Source organism: Marinomonas sp. TW1, from assembly GCF_001625355.1.
Lineage (GTDB): Bacteria > Pseudomonadota > Gammaproteobacteria > Pseudomonadales > Marinomonadaceae > Marinomonas.
Genome location: NZ_JSEE01000020.1, coordinates 1 through 19,334, shown reverse-complemented (window position 1 = coordinate 19,334; position 19,334 = coordinate 1). Strand labels below are relative to the sequence as shown.

Genomic DNA, 19,334 nt, shown 5'->3' with positions numbered 1-19,334 from the left:
TTAATACTCAGATGACTCTTCTCTAAAACGTAACACCAAGTCAGTTAGCTTGGCCAAATACAATTGCATCGCAGCCCCATCATCCCCACCAGAACCAATAAGATCCGCTCGGTCAAAAGATGATTGAACCAAATGACACTCCAGTTGTTGCTGATAAGCTTTCAAAAGCAGGCAACACCAAGACCTTGGCTGAGCCATTAAATCCTTCAGCTCTGACAGCACAGGGATAATAGATTGCTTGGCTTCTGCTTCAGACGCCAAGGCAATCACATCCAAACAATCAGACAAAGCATAAGATTGTGCCACTTCTTGCAACAAACCATTAAAGGCGCTTCGCAACTGAAACAAAGCCGAACCTTCAAGACTGCTAACCAACCAAGTCTCTTCGCTAGATTGAGCAAGTGCAAGCAGCCGCTTTGCCGCATCAAGCCTTTGATTGGTCGCACTGGCGTAACTCACGCTGATCATTTTTTCTTTTTACCTTCTTCGATGAGCCATTTTCCGCCATCGTAAAAAGCCTTCCATCCCGTTGGTTTGCCTTCATTTTCCGTCATAATGTATTGTTCTTTCGTTTTACGACTATAACGAATCAATGTAGGACGCCCTTCAGAGTCCGCCACTGGCGCATCTGCAAAAAAGTGATACTTAGGATCAATTTGATCCATGTAGGGCAACAACTCCTTCACGTATGGCGCACGTGTTTCGCGCTTACGAGGAAATTGACTAGCGGCTAAGAACAAGCCCGTCGCGCCATCACGCAACACGTAATGATCTTCCACTTTCTGGCAAGCCAAATCAGGCATTGGCACAGGGTCCATTTTCGGCGGTGCCACCTCACCACTTTTCAGCAGTTTACGAGTATTCTTACACTCTTCATTGGTACAGCCGAAATACTTACCAAATCGTCCTGTTTTAAGCTGCATCTCAGATGAACATTTATCACATTCGATAACTGGCCCATCATAGCCTTTGATTTTGAAACTCCCAGCCTCTACTTCATAGCCTGGGCAAGAAGGATTATTACCACATACGTGTAATTTGCGGTGCTCATCCATCAAGTAACTGTCCATGGCTGAGCCACAGATCTTACAACGATGTTTATTGATCAGTGCTTTAGACTCACCTTCTTCGTCGTCAACAGCAACGGCTTCATCACCACGAATAAGATTAATAGTGGCCTTACAACGTTCTTTCGGCGGCAAAGCATAACCAGAGCAAGACATGAAGACCCCTGTACTGGCCGTACGAATCTGCATCGGTCGGCCACAGGTTGGGCATTCAACATCGGTCGGTGTCGGCTCATTTGGCATCATGCCGTCATCCGGTGATTCCGCTTTTGCCAGCACATTACTGAAATCACGATAGAAAGCATTCAAGGTCTGAATCCAATCTTTATCACCTTCCGCAATCTCATCCAATCGCTCTTCCATTTGCGCGGTAAAACTAAAGTCCATCAAAGATGAAAAGCTACCAACCAAACGGTCAGTCACAATATCGCCCATTTTTTCTGCATAAAAACGGCGATTTTCAACTCGAACATAACCACGGTCTTGAATGGTGGAAATAATCGATGCATAAGTAGAAGGTCGACCAATACCACGTTTTTCCAACTCTTTGACTAAGCTGGCTTCACTAAATCGAGCCACAGGCTTAGTAAAATGTTGTTCAGGCAATAGCTCTTTAAGCTCTAAAAACTCACCCTGAGCAACATCAGGCAAGATGTTATCTTCCCCTTTCTTGACAACCGTTTGCATGGCCCTGGTGTAACCATCAAAACGTAAAATACGACCTTTCGCTTTAAACTCATACTCATCTGCCGCAACCGTAATGGTGGTAGAAGTGTATTCAGCGGGGGTCATTTGGCAGGCCATAAACTGGCTACGAATCAAGTCATAAAGACGATGAGCATCCTTTTCCATGCCTAACAAATCATCCACTCGCACATTCACATCAGAGGGACGGATGGCTTCGTGAGCCTCTTGCGCACCTTCTTTGCTTGAGTATCGAATGGGATCAGCTGGCAAATAGGTCTCACCGAATGAACTGAGAATATATTGACGTAAAGACTCTACCGCTTCCGCACTCAAGTTAGTCGAATCGGTACGCATATAGGTGATGTAACCCGCTTCGTACAAACGCTGAGCCAACATCATGGTCTTCTTAACACCATAACCTAAGCGTGTACTGGCTGCCTGTTGCAAGGTTGAGGTAATAAAAGGCGCAGAAGGCTTACTCTTAGTCGGTTTGTCTTCACGACTTTGAACAAGGTATTTAGCCACCTGTAAGCGAGCCACATGTTCATCCGACTGCTGCTGATTGACTGGTCGGTATTCTTTACCCTGATATTTTGCCGCCTCAAATTTAATGGTGTCACTAGCGGTTGACAACATCGCGTCCAACTCCCAGAACTCTTCGGGAACAAACGCACGAATCTCTTTTTCACGCTCAACAATCAAACGCACTGCTACTGATTGAACTCGCCCAGCAGACAAACCTCGCGCTACTTTCGCCCACAACAAAGGCGATACCATGAAGCCCACTACGCGATCAAGAAAACGACGCGCCTGTTGAGCATTGACACGATTTAAATCCAGTTCAGATGGCGTTTCAAAAGCGGATTGAATGGCTTTTTTGGTAATTTCGTTAAACACCACACGCTTATAACGGCTGTCATCACCGCCAATGGCTTCGCGCAAGTGCCACGCTATCGCTTCCCCTTCTCTATCCAAATCGGTCGCGAGATAGATGGTGTCAGCATTTTTGGCTAATCGCTTAAGTTCATCAACGACTTTCTCTTTGCCCGGTAGAACCTCATAATTAGCCTGCCAATTGTTTTCAGGGTCCACACCCATACGCGCAATCAACTGCTTACGAGACTTACGGCTTTTATACTCAAGCTTTTCCTCAGGACTCATCTTACGCGTCAAAGCCGCTTGCTTTGCTCGCTCCTGAGGCGTCGACGTCGCGGTTTTACCCGATGGAAGGTCACGAATATGACCAACACTCGACTTAACAACAAAGTCATTGCCTAAGTATTTATTAATAGTTTTCGCCTTGGCTGGCGATTCCACGATTACCAGTGATTTTCCCATTGAACTGTGTAAGCCTTTTATAAAGTCGATCTGCAAATACTAATTGCACGAAGTTTAATCTCTCGGGGCGCTGATATTAAGCAAACACCTTTTATATGACAAGCGATCCCTGTATTGTTTCAATAATAATTCTTGCTGAACTTGGTATTTCTTATTTAACATACTGAATTCATTGCTAAAGGACAATCATGGCTACGCTGCAAATTTTAACCATCGCGTTTTTAATTATCATAGTACTGTTATCAGTCATCATTGGATCACGCGCCCATCAAAAAGAAAAAGAGATTACTGAGCGTCGAGTTAAGCAACTTCAATTGTCTAATCGCGCAGACCGTGTTGAACAACATATCCGTGGCTTAAAGGACATCAATACTGACACCATTGCCTCAGATGTTCTATACGACTTCTATCTAGACACACTTCGAGAGCTTCTGCAATATTCTGAAGATCCAGAAAAAATTGAAATTCGCATCGCCACCGCTGAAGAAGGTCGCAACACCGATCCCATTGAATTTAGCCCAGAACCAGAACTGTTTAGCTTTCAAGAAAAAAGCAATTATAAAGAAAGGCTCACCAAATTGGCCAAAATGTTACTTTTTTTACGTCGTAAAGGTCGTATTAGTAACGCACACTATCAAGCCTGTTATGATTATTTGCGCTGGTTGAATTTATGGATCCAACTTAATCGTCAAATCGTCCAAGCCAACAAAAACTTTGATAGCGGTGATAATCGTGTCGCACAAACACTCTATGGTGTTATCTTGTCACACCTTAAGTCTGACGCCATTGAAAGACCAGAGAAAAACACCTTAAAGAACTTTGTTACAGACCGTATGAAAGAAATTTTATCACCACAAATTGAAGCCATGAAAGACAGTGAAAACCCTGAAGAGGTACTGGCCAAACTGATGCAAAGTGTCGAGTCTCCAGATGCACCATTGAAGCCTAAATAGCCCAATAAGCTCATTCGCCAACACCTTAAAACACACCCGAAATGACTTATACTGGCCGCCACACACTCAAACTTTTTAGCACCTCAGCAATCGCCTCGACACTCGCTTCATCCCCCTGCTCCTGCCAATAAAAATCGATGCTGGCGGCTTGTACCTTAATGCCTTCAAGTCGGCCTTCAAACTCAGCCAAAATAGCCTTATCGCGCTCACTCAGAGTGATTAACTGACTGACCCACCACATTGGCGAAACTGAATCAAATTTCCACACTTCATAAGGCAAAATCCACACCGGATGACTGAGCGAGGTCAATGGCTTGGCACGATATAAAGAATAACTAACCACTTTTTTACGTATCATTGACTTATCCCACTTGTCAGGAAGGTCAATTGATGTAAGCTGGACAGTGAGATTTAGCTGTCGCGCCTGCATACGCAGAGCCATACGCTGACGCTCTTTTTTGGGTGGCATGATCCACAACGCAGATCCCATTAAAGATAGAACAATACAAATAACAATAAGAGCAGTCATATTCGTGTCTCTTTGATTTTAAACTACAATAAATATATCAAGCCAACTCTGGAGGTATTCTAGATGTATAACAGAATTCTACTCGCTGTTGATCTAACGGATGAAAGTATCAAGGTGGCCAATAAAGCAGTTGGTTTATGCAAAGCAACTGGCGCCAAGTTAACCGTCCTGCATGTTATTGAGTCACTCAACTACGCTTATGGTGGTGATGTCCCTATTGATATCACTGACATCCAAGCACAACTTCAAGACACAGCAAAAGAACGCATTGCTATCCTTGAAGATCAAATAGATGTACCCGTTGATGAATGCTGTATCACTCAAGGTGGCATCGAAAGTGAAATTCACCGCATCGCAGAAGAGAAGCAAGTTGACTTGATCGTCGTTGGCAGCCATTGCCGTCACGGATTAGCCCTTTTACTTGGCTCTACGGCAAATGGTGTCCTTCATGGCGCACCTTGTGATGTGCTCGCGGTAAAAGTCGTCAAAGACTAAGCTGCTTGCAACCAGAACAAGAAAGGCGATGCATCCATCGCCTTTCTCAATTCCACACTATCACAGACAATGAATCAGTTTCTTGTCCAGGTAGTACCTTCGCGACTGTCTAAAAGCTCAATTCCTTGAGCCGCCAACTCATCACGAATTTCATCACTGCGAGCAAAGTTTTTATCCTTACGCGCTTGAGTTCGCTCATCAATTAATACTTGAATTGCTTTCTCATCTAAACCATCACTTAGCGTACTGTTCTGCAAAAAGAACTCTGGCTCTTGATTAAGAAGACCCAGCAACGCCGCCAAATCTTTTAGCTCCGCTGCTAAGGTTTCCGCTTTAGCTGGTGCATCTGTTTTCGCTTTATTTAACTCACGGACCAACTCAAACAACACAGACACAGCAACAGGCGTATTGAAATCATCACTCATGGCCTCTTCGAAACGCTGTGTGTACGCTGTCGCTTGGTAAGACTCAGCAACAGATTGTTGACGCAAAGCCGTATACAAACGCTCCAAGCCAACCTTCGCTTCATTCAAGCTTTGGTCTGAATAATCAATCGGGCTGCGATATTGACTAGACACCATCAAGTAACGAATCACTTCAGCATTGTACTTTTCCAATACGTCGCGCACTGTGAAAAAATTGCCCAATGATTTAGACATTTTTTCATTATTAACGCGAACGGCGCCACAGTGCATCCAATAATTCACATACTCTTTGCCCGTCGCCGCTTCAGACTGCGCAATTTCGTTTTCATGATGCGGAAACTTAAGGTCAGGGCCACCGCCATGAATATCAAAATGACTGCCTAGGCAATTAGTTGACATCGCTGAACACTCAATGTGCCAACCTGGGCGACCTAACCCCCAAGGCGACTGCCAAGCCACCTCACCGACTTTTGCCTGTTTCCACAAAACAAAATCAGCAGGATGCTCTTTCGCCGTTTCCACATCAATGCGAGCACCCGCCAGCATGTCTTCCAGCTTGCGATTATTAAGCTTGCCATACTCTTTAAAGGCAGTAGCGCGATAATACACATCACCAGACGAACCTTGATACGCAAACCCTTTATCAATTAGGATTTGCACCATATCAATGATTTCTTGCATGAACTCTGTCGCTTTCGGCTCACGATCAGGCATTTTATTACCTAAACGTAATTCGTCTTCACGCTGAGCGGCAATCATACGCTCTGTTAGAGCCTGGGTGCTTTCGTTATTCTCTTCTGCACGCTTAATGATCTTGTCATCTACATCCGTGATATTTCGGACATAATTCAATTCGTAACCGAGATGACGAATGAAACGTGAAATCACATCAAAAGAAATCATGGCACGAGCATGACCAATATGGCAAAAGTCATATACTGTGTTACCACACACGTACATTCCCACTTTGCCTTCTTCAATTGGTTTGAAAATTTCTTTCTTCCCACTTAGGGTGTTGTAAATCTTCAACATCGCCATTATTTTCCTTTTGCTTCAATTTTCGCCCACGAATCACGCAAGGTCACCGTGCGATTGAACACCAAACCGTCTTCTTTTAAATCACGGCAGAAATAACCTTCACGTTCAAACTGGAAACCCTGCCCTTTCTCTGACTCTAACAAAGAAGGTTCTACTTTCGCACCGCTTAATACAGTGAGAGATTCTGGGTTGATAAAGTCTAAGAAAGTCTTATCTTCGTAATTTGCATCTGGCGCTTCGTTATCAAACAAACGATCATAAAGATTCACACTCGCATCAACAGCATGCTTCGCACTCACCCAATGAATAACCCCTTTCGGTTTATAGCCCTCTGGATTCACGCCGAGCGTATTTTCATCATAACGACAACGTAGCTCAACCACCTCGCCAGCTTCGTTTTTAATCGCTTCATCACAAGTAATCACGTAACCACCACGAAGACGAACAGCGCCTTCCAATGTGAGTCGTTTCCACTTGCGAGGTGGCACTTCAGCAAAGTCAGCGGCATCAATATACAGCTCACGACTAAATGGCACTTGGCGCTGACCTGCCTCTTCATTTTTTGGGTGATTACTCACCGTGAAGATCTCTTCTTTGTCTTCAGGGTAATTAGTTAATACCACCTTGATAGGATTAAGAACCGCCATTGCACGATTAGCGTTTGCATCAAGATCTTCACGGATCGCATGCTCCAGCATACCAACATCCACCACACTGTCCGATTTGGTCACGCCAATGCGTTCACAAAAATTTCGGATAGACAAGGAAGTGTAACCACGACGACGTAAGCCCGAAATAGTCGGCATACGAGGATCATCCCAACCAGAAACATGCTGTTCATCTACCAGTTGTTTTAGTTTACGCTTGCTGGTCACCGTGTAATTCAGGTTTAAACGCGCAAATTCTATTTGCTGCGGATGAACGGTACCCAAGGTTTCCAATACCCAATCATACAGTGGGCGGTGATCCTGAAACTCCAAAGTACAAACAGAGTGAGTAACGCCTTCAATCGCATCTGACAAACAATGGGTAAAGTCATACATTGGATAGACACACCATTGATCACCGGTTTGATGGTGATGAACATGGCGAACGCGATAAATAATAGGGTCACGTAAATTGATATTGGGGCTCGCCATATCAATCTTCGCGCGCAGTACCACTTCTCCATCAGCGTATTTGCCGTTTTTCATGTCGTCAAAAATCGCCAAATTCTCTTCAACAGAACGGTCACGATATGGACTGTTTTTGCCCGGCGCTTTCAACGTACCGCGATATTCACGCATTTGCTCAGCATTTAACTCGCAAACATATGCTTTACCGGCTTTGATTAGCTGTACAGCAAAATCGTAAAGCTGACCAAAATAATTAGAGGCAAACTTAGGCTCGCCCTGCCACTCATAACCAAGCCATTCGACATCACGCTTTATAGACTCAATATACTCAACACTTTCCTTTTCAGGGTTCGTATCGTCAAAACGCAAGTTACACTGACCTTGGTAACGCTGGGCCAAACCAAAATTCAAGCAAATGGACTTTGCATGCCCTATGTGAAGGTAGCCATTTGGTTCAGGTGGAAAACGAGTCAGCACTTTGCCGCCGTGCTTGCCTGTTTCATTATCTTTATCAATGATTTGGGTAATAAAATTACCTGGTTTTGACGTTTCTGACATGTTTGATGTAAGTCCCGATAAATATTCGTCTAACTGAGAAAAATTTTTCAACGTGCAAGTATATAGTATTTAAGTTTGTATGGGAGATGGCTCAGCAAATTTCTTTTTGTGTCATGCTGATTTCTGCGCTCACAAAGCATATCGAGCGACAAAAAACACCAAAACCCCAGTAACGATGGTCAACAACTGTTGCTGTCGAAAAATACCCACTAAAAATGCCGCCAAAGCCCCAAGTAACCAAGGGTTGTCAAACGACACATCCATTTCCCCACTCGGCATTAATACCATGGGAGTAATAATGGCCGTCAGCACAGCCACAGGCACATATTTTAACCCCTGTTCGACATAACTCGGCATGGTCACCTTATGTGCGCGAGCTAGTAGCACAAAGCGAACACCAAAAGTCACAACAAACATGCCCAAAATAATCATGACAGATTGCAAAACGCTCATGAGTCTACTCCCTCAAACTGAGTCACATTCTCGTGACGTTTTTTCTTCTGCTCGGCGAAAAAGCCAACCAACACCCCTATGACCGCTGAGCTCAATAGACCTAAATTATTGGGCAAATCCACTAATAAAATAGAAGATGCCCCTGCACTGAAAAGACACAGCCAAAAAGGCTGATTTTTTAAGTAAGGCGTAATGATCCCGATAAAGGTTGCCACCATAGCAAACTCTAGCCCCCACTCACTCATACCAGGGATTAATTCACCAGACAATACGCCCAATACCGTAGTGATATTCCACATAACATAGAAGGCTATAAACGACCCAAGATACGCCTTGTGCCCTGTTTTATCATTTAAGGCACCTGTCGTATAAAGCGGTCTTACGGCCGCGTACGTTTCATCAATTAATCCAAAACCCATTATTAGCCGAGTCGAAAAAGGCAAATGTTTAACGTATTTCACCATGTCGGCGGCATACAAAAGGTGGCGCAAGTTGACGATAAAAGTAGTAGAAACAATCACCCATATCGGCGCATTAAGCGCAATTAACCCTAATGCGACAAACTGCGCAGAGCCAGCAAACACAATGGCAGACATGGCAATGGCGAACCAAGGACTTAAACCATAACTTGACGCCAAGGAACCAAATAAAATCCCAAAAGGTATACCGCCAACAATCATAGGAATGGACGCGACAATACCTGTCTTGATGGATGCGAATGTGTTCAACGGTTCTCTCCCAGTGTTTTTTCCATATATAAATCCGCTCTTTCGTATAAAGAGGTAAAGGGAACAGGCTTTACCACAAAGCCATTTTTTTCATACAACGACTTGGCCGCCAACAAGCAACTGGCCGTTTCCAAACACAGGACCTTAATGCCTTGTGCATGAGCGGTTTGCAGACAGTGACTTAGCAAGCGCTGAGCAATACCCATGCCCTGACAATGATCAGCAACGGCAAGTTTTAAAATCTCACCAACATTGCCTGAATGTGGTCTGAAAGCAAGACAACCTAACACAGACTCTTCTCCCTCTCGCTCACACACAGCCAACCATATTCGTCCGTTATGTTCAGCCATCCACTGCATAGGCGATTGTAATAAAGCAAGATCATGCTGATTGATTTGCTCTGGAAAATAGCGCTGTAGCCAACGCATATTTAAATCACAGAAAGCTAACTGATGCCTTTTAGATTGCAATTCCACCAATTTGATATCGGACAATCGATCCAATACCTTCTTCGCTACACTGTCGCTCAATACCTGCTGTTCCAATGTCACTAACGCGGTCATAAAATCGTCGCTTGAAAAGGACAACATGCGCTCTAATACCTGCTGCATCTCTAACAAGATAGGTTCGACTTTATGCATCGCTTGTTTCCCGACTGGTGACAAGGTCAACATAGTTCGACGTTGATCATGCTGATCCTGAATCTTTTCCAATAAAGATTCAGCCAGCATTTTACTGATCTGTTTGCTTACCGCAGGATGACTTAAATGAAGGCGATCCGCCATCTCAGTGACAGACAACGCCCCTTCCACTTGCAATAAACGCAATATGGGAAAATAAGTCGATGAAATAGGAATCTCACAATAACCATAGATCTCTTGCACTTGCGCAAATAGGTAATCACTTAAACGCTTTAATCGACTGCCCAATGTCAGTACACCAAACTGCTCCATATCCACTTCCCCAAAAACCAAAACAGTCTCTACAAAACAAGATCATAACAATCTTTTTTATTTTACGTAACCGGTTACATATATTTCATACGAAAGATTTATTGAAAGCCTCATAAGCACTCGTTTGAAGCCAGCAACCTCTGCTATACTCCGCCACCAATTTACTCACACTGGAGATGCGAAATGTCAGAAAAAGCCGTCGTGGTATATTCAGGCGGAATGGACTCATTTACTGTGCTAAACACTGCCATAAAACAAGGTCTAGAGGTCTATGCTATATCCTTTAACTATGGCCAAAAGCATAATAAAGAACTCGAGGTCGCGGCTCAGGTTTGTCAAAGCCTAGCCATCCCACACAAAATCGTGGACATCACCGCCATTAATAGCTTAATGGCCAACTCATCACTTACCAGTGGCGAAGACATCCCTGAAGGCCATTACGAAAGTGACAGCATGAAGTCCACTGTGGTACCAAATCGCAACATGGTGCTGCTGTCTATGGCCATTGCTTATGCCGTATCTTTGGAGGCAGGTAAGGTATATTACGGTGCCCATTCCGGCGACCACCACATTTACCCAGATTGCCGACCCGAGTTTGTCGACGCGATGAATGCCGTGGCGAAAATCGCCAATTATCAGGCAGTCGACATTGTTACGCCTTTCTTACAATCATCTAAAGGTGAGATTTTGAAAGCCGGTTTAGACATGGGATTGAACTACGGCAACACTTGGACTTGTTATAATGGTCGCGAAAAATCTTGCGGTAAATGCGGTGCTTGTCATGAACGCTTAGAAGCCTTTACTGAACAAGGTCAAACCGACCCACTAGAATACGAATTAAGCTAAACTTGCTCTAACACTTGGCTTTTGTTCCACAAACGTCCAAGTCATTAGGTGATAACCCTACCTCGACTGTTTTTCGAGGTGCACAAGGTAAACACATGTACTCTATAAAAGAAGCCTTTTACTCCTTGCAAGGAGAAGGCGCACATGCCGGACGTCCAGCATTATTCTGCCGTTTTACGGGCTGTAATCTATGGTCAGGCCTAGAAAAAACACGCGCCAAATCCGATTGCCAATTTTGTGATACCGACTTCATCGGCACCGATGGCCAAAATGGTGGTAAATTTCGTTCTGCCGAATTGTTACTCAAACACCTCGACTTATTATGGCCCGCCCAACAAGCATACAAATACGTGGTCTTTACTGGCGGTGAACCCGCGCTTCAATTAGACGAAACATTAATTAGCACAATGAAGTTAGCGGGCTATACGATCGCCATTGAAACCAATGGTACTTTGCCTTTACCCCAAGGAATTGATTGGGTTTGTGTTAGCCCTAAAACCAACAAGCCTCTTGTGGTGACTAGCGGCAATGAGTTGAAACTGGTGTATCCGCAACACCACTTACCGCCAAGTCAATTTGAAACTCTGGCTTTTGATCATTTTTACCTTCAACCCATGGATCAAAGTCACTTAACAAAGGATCAAATTCCGTTACAAGATACACAAGCAGCCACTTTAAATTATTGTTTAGCACATCCAAGGTGGCGTCTAAGCCTACAAACACATAAAATGCTCAACATTGATTAGCTGTCCAATTTTAGACTGATATAAAATAAGGAATGAAACATGATTATTTTACACACCAACCACGGCGACATTCAGATTGAACTTGATTACGAAAAAGCGCCTAAGACAGCAAAAAACTTTGAAGAGTACGTAACTTCAGGTTTTTATGACGGTGTCATTTTCCACCGTGTTATTAATGGCTTCATGGTACAGGGCGGTGGTTTTGAGCCTGGCATGACTCAGAAAGAAACTCGTGCTCCGATTGAAAACGAAGCCGACAATGGCCTGACGAACGAAGTCGGCACACTGGCAATGGCTCGTACAATGGACCCACATTCTGCTTCCGCTCAGTTCTTTATCAATGTTGCGGATAACAGCTTCCTAAATCACCGCAGCAAAACACCTGATGGCTGGGGTTACGCTGTTTTTGGTAAAGTAGCGGCTGGCATGGACGTGGTAAACAAAATTAAAGAAGTGAGCACAACCGTTAAAGCTGGCCACCAAGACGTGCCAACTGACGATGTAATCATTGAGTCCGCTGAGCTGGTAAAAAGCGAAGGCTAATGACTCGATTCTTTATTTCAGATTTACATCTGAGTGACAAACGCCCGGACCTTATCCGGGCGTTTGTTCAAATGATGGATGAACTTAAAACACAGAGAACACCTTCTGAGTTATACCTTCTGGGGGATTTTTATGAGGCTTGGATTGGCGATGACTACCAACCAGAATGGAATCACCCTATTGAACTTGCCTTAGCTAAGTTATCTCAAGCGGGTTGGCAGATTTACTTTCTACACGGCAATCGCGATTTTTTAATTGGCCAGGCCTGGTTAACACGAATTGGCGCAACGCTGCTTGATGAGCAAAGTGAACTCACCCTCGAAGAAGGCAATCTGCTCCTAGCTCACGGGGATGAATACTGTTTAGCCGACACGGAATATCAAGCCTTTCGTCGCACCGTTCGCTCAACCGCTTGGCAAGAACAAATTCTAAGCTTACCGATTGAGCAGCGTATTGCTTTGGCGGCACAATTGCGCAATGACAGCCAAGCCATGGCGACAGAAAAAACCATGAGCATTATGGATGTCACGGAACAAGCTGTGATTGATTCATTGCAACAGCATAAGTGCACGGCCATTATTCATGGCCACACACACCGACCAGACATTCATCATAATGGTCAATATGTGCGCTGCGTACTTGGTGATTGGGACAAGCACGTCTGGTTTGCAGAGCTTGAGCAAGGTCAATTTAAACAGTCCAATGCAAGTGTTGAAGCCTTTTTAAAACAAGGTCTAGAGGCTCTGCAAACGGTTCATCAAAAAAACCTATTTCATTAGGTCACAAAAAAACCAGTAAGTGTGCTTACTGGTTTTTTAAATTGCATCTATTTTGATTCACCGTCCTAACAACTCTTTTACCCAAGCCGTCTCTTCGGTTTGACGCGAACGATCAAACTCTAGATGGCGATGATGTAACATGGCAATCGCTCTGAAGAAGGCGTTATTTACCATCACTGGCGACAACTTAACACCATGCTCTTGCCACCAATAATGCTGTGCCTTACTGGTTAACACTTGATATAAATAATCCAACTCCATTGAGCCCCGGTACATTACATCCAGATTAACAACCGGATCGACTTTCGCGATTTCCAGCGCTAACCAATAGGTTACGTCAGGTAAGGTTTCACTTTTTTGCGAGCTCATAAGCCGTTCTCCTAATGAGATGACTTTATGAGTTTAGCAGCTCACTTCCTTACCAATGTTAAGAACCGAAATGGCTTTGTGCTTATTTGTAACTTATGCCGCGCTCGGCGGACCACTGTGCACACGAAACTCAACGTCGGGTTCGATAATCAATTTATGCTCCAATTCGCGGAAAAATGCGACTCGCTCATCAATGGATTCATTCGCGTATTCTTCAGCCAAGGCAAGGTAATCTTCAAAATGACGTGCTTCAGATTTCAACAAAGAAACATAGAATTTAGACAACTCTTCATCTAGGTGAGGAGCCAGCGCCGCGAAACGCTCACAAGAGCGGGCTTCCACGAAGGCGCCTATGATTAACGTATCAACCAAACGAGCTGGCTCGTGAGTACGAATATGCTTACGTAAACCATCAGCGTAACGAGAGGCGGTAAGATGTTCATAGGCCACATCGCGACTTCGCATCAATTTATGAACCTGTTCAAAATGCAATAGCTCTTCACGCGCCAATCGAGACATTTTGTGCAAAAGGTTATCGCGATCCACATAGCGATACATTAAGCTCATGGCCGTTGAAGCCGCTTTTTTCTCACAGTGAGCGTGATCATTTAAAAGTAAGCTTTGGTTCTCTAAGGCCCAGTTCACCCAAGCTTCAGGGGATTGGCATGGAAGAAACGCGACAAGCTCAGGGTACGCGGATAACATTAGTCTACCTTTTTATGTTAAAAAACGAGATTATACTAGGTATTCGCCATTTAGGCAGCAACGTCTTGATTTGGAAATCAATTTCGTAATGAATGAATTTTATCAACCTACAAAATTAAAAATCGGCCAACATGTTGGCGTTGAGCTAGACCCTTACATTTTGAACTACCCTATGGACAACCAAAAAACCACTTGGGTGGCAGATCAGGGTGGCCGTCCATTTGTTCTGCGCTTTTATCAATCGGACAAAGGCAAGGTAGAAGACTTCTTACAAAATGCTCGCAAATACACCAGCATCAAGCATCCGGCGATTACGCCAAACTACCCTCCTTTTTATTCAAATTTGTGGGTATTTTCTTGCTCAGCTGTCTGTGGCGGTGAAAATCTTTACAGTTTTCTAGGCAAGTACCCAGATGGCGCACCGCTCAATGTGGTAATTGGTCTTTTAGATGGCATCGCAAAAGCATTAGATCAAGCTCACAACAATAACTTGTTTCATGGTCATCTTGACCTGTCGTCTGTTCAAGTCGTCAATGGCATTGGCATTATGACGGGGTTTGGTGCGCACAATTGGATGCAGCAAATCGATGATAAAGACATGGATGCTCGCTTCATGCCACCGGAATACCATAAACAAGACCAAAAGAAATCGTCTGCGGCGGATCGCTACGGCTTTATGCGCCTCTTAATGGCGGCATTGTTGGGAGAGTCCACTCTGGATAAAAACCTCCCATCCGACCTGCCGGAATCTCACCCCTACCTAAGTGATAACACTTGGCGAAAGCTACTCAAATGGACTCGCGATAGTGAACAAACTAGGCCTAAAAATCTCACCGAAGTCATCCGTTTGATTCGTGCAAACCTCTACAAACCAGACGATCAAGGTGAATCAGCCTTCAACACCTTCATCCGACGTCAGGCCAAAAAGGTCAATAAAAAACTGATTGCGATAAGTAGCTCCGCTCTTGCCAGCCTATTATTAGCGTTGATTTTTTGGCCTGAAACAAACGAAGAAGCAAACCAAATCCAAGCGCTTCCGGTTAAAGTAGTAAAACAACAAACTCCTTTTGAAAAACTACCGAAAGTACTCGAAGAACCACTGGCAACTGGTGGCACCGCCCCTAAAGTGGAAAAAATCCCACCGGCAACTTTTTTAATGGGCGATCAAAACCGTTTTGGTGATGATAATGAAAAACCAGTCCACGAAGTGGATATCCCTAACGGTTTTTACATTAGCAAATACGAAGTCACCTTCGATCAATATGATAAATTTGCTCAATCCACAGGCCGCACTCAACCCCTTGATAATGGCTGGGGGCGAGGCACAAGACCCGTGATTAATGTCAGCTGGTACGATGCAAAAGCCTATACAGCATGGCTGTCCGAACAAACGGGACAAGAGTATCGACTGCCTACTGAAATCGAGTGGGAGTATTCAGCTCGTGCCGATTCCAATACAGCCTTCTGGTACGGCAATGAGGTGAAACCGGGTTATAGTGTTTGCGATAGCTGTGGCAGTCAATGGGATGCCGTTTCCACTGGCCCAGTAGGTAGCCAAGCAAGCAACCCTCTGGGCTTGTTTGACATGCATGGCAATGTCGCTGAATGGATCGAAGACTGTTACCACGATTCTTATGAAGGCGCACCTACGAGTAATCAAGTCTGGTTAGACAATCAATGTGATAATCGCGTCTTACGTGGCGGCTCATGGTTCGACATTCCAAGAGTTGGTAGAAGCGCAACACGCTATCGCGCACAACCAGATTTAAAGGCCAGCAACTGGGGATTTCGGGTGGTGAGAGTGATTCGAACCCTCTAAAAACCAATGTTTGCTAAATCAGAATAATTCCACTAAATGTCACCTATTCGAAATTGTTATGGCCCCGCCGCACTCTTCTCAGGGTTTTTCCTATAATATAAGTAGGGTTAAACGTATAGAGTTGTTTTACTTCATGGTCTGGCAGCGGGCCATTTATAAATACGTAATATTTTCGCGAATTAAAGTCCAGAGGTGTTATATGAGCCTGTATCAAGAATACTTGCAAGAAATTGAAGACCGTAAGGGTGAAGGGTTACACCCAAAACCAATCGACGGCGGTGAATTATTATCTGAAATCATCGCTCAAATCAAAGATACTAAAAACGAACACCGAGAAGACTCTCTCAACTTCTTTATTTACAATACCTTACCAGGCACCACCAGCGCCGCTGTTGTGAAAGCCAAATTCCTAAAAGAAATCATTCTAGGTGAAGAGTCTGTTGCAGAAATCTCTGTAGAACAAGCATTTGAATTCCTTTCACACATGAAAGGCGGACCATCTGTTGAAGTACTGATCGACCTTGCTCTTGCCGATGATGCTGAAATAGCGACGGCATCTGCTGAAGTATTAAAGACTCAAGTTTTCTTGTACGAAGCAGACATGGAACGACTAGAAACGGCTTATAAAGCTGGCAACAGCATCGCTAAAGAGATCTTAGAAAGTTACGCGAAAGCTGAATTCTTTACTAAATTGCCTGAAATCGAAGAGAAAATCGAAGTCGTCACCTACATTGCAGGTGAAGGCGATATCTCTACCGATCTATTGTCTCCGGGCAACCAAGCTCACTCTCGTGCCGATCGTGAATTACACGGTAAATGCATGATCTCTCCAGAAGGCCAACAAGAAATTGTTGCCCTAAAAGAGAAGCATCCGAATGCTAAAGTTATGTTAATCGCCGAAAAAGGCACCATGGGCGTTGGTTCTTCTCGTATGTCTGGCGTTAACAACGTCGCGCTATGGGCCGGTGAACAAGCTAGTCCTTATGTCCCATTCGTTAACTTTGCTCCTGTTGTTGCCGGCACCAATGGCATATCTCCCATTTTCTTAACAACCGTTGGTGTGACCGGTGGTATCGGTATCGATCTTAAAAACTGGGTTAAGAAAGTAGACGAGAATGGCAAGACTGTTGTTGATGCCAATGGCGACCCGATTTTAGAAGAAGCTTACTCTGTTGCAACTGGTACCGTTCTTACGATCGATACGAAGAAGAAGAAGTTGTACAACGGCGACAAAGAGCTAGTAGACATCTCGGATTCTTTCAGCCCTCAAAAAGTTGAATTTATGCGTGCTGGCGGCTCTTACGCTGTTGTCTTCGGCAAGAAACTACAAACGTTTGCAGCTGAAACCCTAGGCATTGAAGCGCCACAGGTTTATGCACCTTCTAAAGAAATTTCCGTTGAAGGCCAAGGCTTAACCGCGGTTGAGAAAATCTTCAACAATAACGCTGTTGGTGTTAACTCAGAAACGCCACTACATGCCGGCTCTGACGTTCGCGTTAAAGTCAACATTGTTGGTTCTCAGGACACAACAGGCCCAATGACAGCCCAAGAGCTGGAATCTATGGCGGCGTCTGTTATCTCTCCTATCGTGGACGGTGCTTACCAATCTGGTTGTCACACCGCATCGGTTTGGGACAGTAAAGCGCAAGCAAACATTCCTAAGCTAATGAGCTTCATGAGCAACTTCGGTTTGATCACAGCACGTGACCCTAAAGGTGTTTACCCACCAATGACCGACGTAATCCATAAAGTATTGAATGACATCACTGTAGATGATCGTGCCATCATCATCGGCGGTGACTCTCACACCCGTATGTCTAAAGGTGTGGCGTTCGGTGCTGACTCTGGTACGGTTGCTCTTGCACTAGCAACGGGTGAAGCTGCCATGCCAATTCCTGACTCCGTAAAAGTGACCTTCAAAGGTCACATGAAGAGTCACATGGACTTCCGTGATGTAGTACACGCCACTCAAGCACAAATGCTTAAGCAATTTAGCGGCGAAAACGTATTCCAAGGTCGTATCATCGAAGTACACATTGGTACGCTACTCGCTGACCAAGCCTTCACCTTCACAGACTGGACAGCAGAGATGAAAGCGAAAGCGTCTATCTGTATTTCCACTGATGATACCTTGATCGAATCTCTAGAGTTGGCTAAGAGCCGCATTCAGATCATGATCAACAAAGGCATGGAAAACGAAGCCAAAACGTTACACGGTTTGATTGCTTTGGCTGACAAACGTATCGCAGGCATCAAGTCTGGCGAGCAACCTGCCCTAGCCCCTGACAACAATGCAAAATACTTTGCAGAAGTAGTAGTGGACCTAGACGAAATCTCTGAGCCAATGATCGCTGACCCAGATGTAAACAACGATGATGTGTCTAAACGCTATACACACGACGTTATTCGTCCTGTGTCTTTCTACAAAGACAAGTCTGTCGACTTAGGCTTCGTTGGTTCGTGTATGGTTCATAAAGGTGACATGCAAATCATCGCTCAAATGCTTCGTAACATTGAAGCGAAGCAAGGCAGTGTCTCGTTTAAAGCGCCGCTTGTCGTTGCTCCACCTACCTACAACATCGTTGATGAGTTAAAAGCAGAAGGCGATTGGGATATTCTTAAAAAATATGCTGGCTTTGAGTTTGATGATAGCAAACCCAAATCCGTTGCCCGTACTAAGTATGAAAACATTTTGTACCTAGAGCGCCCTGGATGTAACTTGTGTATGGGTAACCAAGAGAAAGCAGAACCAGGCGATACCGTTATTGCCACTTCTACTCGCTTGTTCCAAGGTCGTGTTGTCGCTGACTCTAACGAGAAAAAAGGTGAATCCCTACTAGGCTCTACTCCATTGGTAGTACTGTCAACTGTGTTGGGTCGCTTCCCATCAATGGATGAGTACCTATCTGCCGTGGACGGAATCAATCTGACGGATTTTGCGCCACCATTAGAAGAGATGACCACCGCTCCTGCGGAATTAATTGCTGTTAGCAGCAACTAGGTCAATCTTCAACATTTGTTCAATATGAACAAATCAAAAAGCCGATACTGTTCACCAGTATGAACTGACCCCATAAAGTTGGACTCTGTTCTAAGCGGCTTTACAAGGCCTGATTCCGATACGCTATCGGACTCAGGCCTTTTAGTTTCTGCTTAATTCGATCGTTGTTGTAATACTCGATGTATTC

At 44.5% G+C, this 19,334-nt stretch carries 19 protein-coding genes; 8 read left to right on the top strand and 11 right to left on the bottom strand.

Going from position 1 to position 19,334, the window contains the following annotated elements; all coding sequences use genetic code 11:
* Together OA79_RS16360 and topA are read right to left on the bottom strand one after the other, a co-directional pair.
* The gene (locus tag OA79_RS16360; RefSeq protein WP_063334289.1) at positions 1-468 is read right to left on the bottom strand and encodes a DUF6586 family protein; all 468 of its coding nucleotides are present in this window, start codon (positions 466-468) and stop codon (positions 1-3) included.
* The gene (topA, locus tag OA79_RS16355) at positions 465-3,092 is read right to left on the bottom strand and encodes a type I DNA topoisomerase (protein WP_063334288.1); all 2,628 of its coding nucleotides are present in this window, start codon (positions 3,090-3,092) and stop codon (positions 465-467) included. Before topA ends, OA79_RS16360 begins: the two co-directional genes overlap by 4 nt.
* 188 nt (positions 3,093-3,280) lie before the next feature.
* On the opposite strand from topA, the gene OA79_RS16350 reads away from it, so the two are divergent.
* Positions 3,281-4,045 (top strand): hypothetical protein, encoded by a 765-nt coding sequence (locus OA79_RS16350; protein ID WP_063334287.1) that lies wholly within the window; start codon positions 3,281-3,283, stop codon positions 4,043-4,045.
* Between the two features lie 46 nt (positions 4,046-4,091).
* On the opposite strand, the gene OA79_RS16345 is transcribed toward OA79_RS16350, so the two are convergent.
* Complete coding sequence (locus OA79_RS16345; protein ID WP_063334286.1) at positions 4,092-4,574, bottom strand: hypothetical protein; 483 nt, start codon at positions 4,572-4,574, stop codon at positions 4,092-4,094.
* Positions 4,575-4,637: 63 nt separating this feature from the next.
* Between OA79_RS16345 and OA79_RS16340 the strand changes: the two genes are divergently transcribed.
* Positions 4,638-5,069 (top strand): universal stress protein, encoded by a 432-nt coding sequence (locus OA79_RS16340; RefSeq protein ID WP_063334285.1) that lies wholly within the window; start codon positions 4,638-4,640, stop codon positions 5,067-5,069.
* Positions 5,070-5,143: 74 nt separating this feature from the next.
* On the opposite strand, the gene cysS is transcribed toward OA79_RS16340, so the two are convergent.
* The 5 genes from cysS to OA79_RS16315 form a co-directional block, all read right to left on the bottom strand.
* Entirely contained in the window at positions 5,144-6,526 is a 1,383-nt protein-coding gene (gene cysS / locus OA79_RS16335; RefSeq protein WP_063334337.1) for a cysteine--tRNA ligase, read from the bottom strand.
* A 5-nt stretch (positions 6,527-6,531) separates the two neighbouring features.
* A complete protein-coding gene (locus tag OA79_RS16330) occupies positions 6,532-8,205 on the bottom strand; it encodes a glutamine--tRNA ligase/YqeY domain fusion protein (protein ID WP_063334284.1) in 1,674 nt (557 codons plus the stop codon).
* A gap of 129 nt (positions 8,206-8,334) precedes the next feature.
* On the bottom strand, positions 8,335-8,658 hold the full coding sequence (locus tag OA79_RS16325) for an AzlD domain-containing protein (RefSeq protein WP_063334283.1): 324 nt from the start codon (positions 8,656-8,658) through the stop codon (positions 8,335-8,337).
* Positions 8,655-9,386: an AzlC family ABC transporter permease gene (locus OA79_RS16320; RefSeq protein ID WP_063334282.1), complete on the bottom strand. Its 732-nt coding sequence runs from the start codon at positions 9,384-9,386 to the stop codon at positions 8,655-8,657. The genes OA79_RS16325 and OA79_RS16320 overlap by 4 nt, the downstream gene beginning before the upstream one ends.
* Entirely contained in the window at positions 9,383-10,339 is a 957-nt protein-coding gene (locus OA79_RS16315) for a bifunctional helix-turn-helix transcriptional regulator/GNAT family N-acetyltransferase (RefSeq protein ID WP_063334281.1), read from the bottom strand. The genes OA79_RS16320 and OA79_RS16315 overlap by 4 nt, the downstream gene beginning before the upstream one ends.
* A gap of 183 nt (positions 10,340-10,522) precedes the next feature.
* Between OA79_RS16315 and queC the strand changes: the two genes are divergently transcribed.
* The 4 genes from queC (at position 10,523) to OA79_RS16295 (ending at position 13,253) form a co-directional block, all read left to right on the top strand.
* Entirely contained in the window at positions 10,523-11,185 is a 663-nt protein-coding gene (gene queC / locus OA79_RS16310) for a 7-cyano-7-deazaguanine synthase QueC (RefSeq protein WP_063334280.1), read from the top strand.
* 95 nt (positions 11,186-11,280) lie between these two features.
* Positions 11,281-11,931 (top strand): 7-carboxy-7-deazaguanine synthase, encoded by a 651-nt coding sequence (gene queE, locus OA79_RS16305; protein ID WP_063334279.1) that lies wholly within the window; start codon positions 11,281-11,283, stop codon positions 11,929-11,931.
* A 39-nt stretch (positions 11,932-11,970) separates the two neighbouring features.
* Positions 11,971-12,474, top strand: a complete 504-nt coding sequence (locus tag OA79_RS16300) for a peptidylprolyl isomerase (protein ID WP_063334278.1) — start codon at positions 11,971-11,973, stop codon at positions 12,472-12,474.
* Positions 12,474-13,253 carry a UDP-2,3-diacylglucosamine diphosphatase gene (locus OA79_RS16295; RefSeq protein ID WP_063334277.1) on the top strand — a complete coding sequence of 260 codons (780 nt, stop codon included), beginning with the start codon at positions 12,474-12,476 and terminating at the stop codon, positions 13,251-13,253. Before OA79_RS16300 ends, OA79_RS16295 begins: the two co-directional genes overlap by 1 nt.
* Before the next feature lie 57 nt (positions 13,254-13,310).
* Here the strand turns inward: OA79_RS16295 and OA79_RS16290 are convergent, their stop codons facing one another.
* The gene (locus OA79_RS16290; RefSeq protein ID WP_063334276.1) at positions 13,311-13,622 is read right to left on the bottom strand and encodes a hypothetical protein; all 312 of its coding nucleotides are present in this window, start codon (positions 13,620-13,622) and stop codon (positions 13,311-13,313) included.
* Between the two features lie 93 nt (positions 13,623-13,715).
* Positions 13,716-14,327, bottom strand: coding sequence for a tRNA-(ms[2]io[6]A)-hydroxylase (locus tag OA79_RS16285; RefSeq protein ID WP_063334275.1), 612 nt, complete (start codon positions 14,325-14,327; stop codon positions 13,716-13,718).
* A gap of 88 nt (positions 14,328-14,415) precedes the next feature.
* On the opposite strand from OA79_RS16285, the gene OA79_RS16280 reads away from it, so the two are divergent.
* On the top strand, positions 14,416-16,146 hold the full coding sequence (locus OA79_RS16280) for a formylglycine-generating enzyme family protein (RefSeq protein WP_063334274.1): 1,731 nt from the start codon (positions 14,416-14,418) through the stop codon (positions 16,144-16,146).
* Positions 16,147-16,345: 199 nt separating this feature from the next.
* Entirely contained in the window at positions 16,346-19,147 is a 2,802-nt protein-coding gene (locus OA79_RS16275) for a bifunctional aconitate hydratase 2/2-methylisocitrate dehydratase (protein WP_082825510.1), read from the top strand.
* Between the two features lie 100 nt (positions 19,148-19,247).
* Here the strand turns inward: OA79_RS16275 and OA79_RS18135 are convergent.
* A partial coding sequence (locus OA79_RS18135) for an IS3 family transposase (protein WP_156486281.1) occupies positions 19,248-19,334 on the bottom strand: 87 nt, incomplete at its 5' end.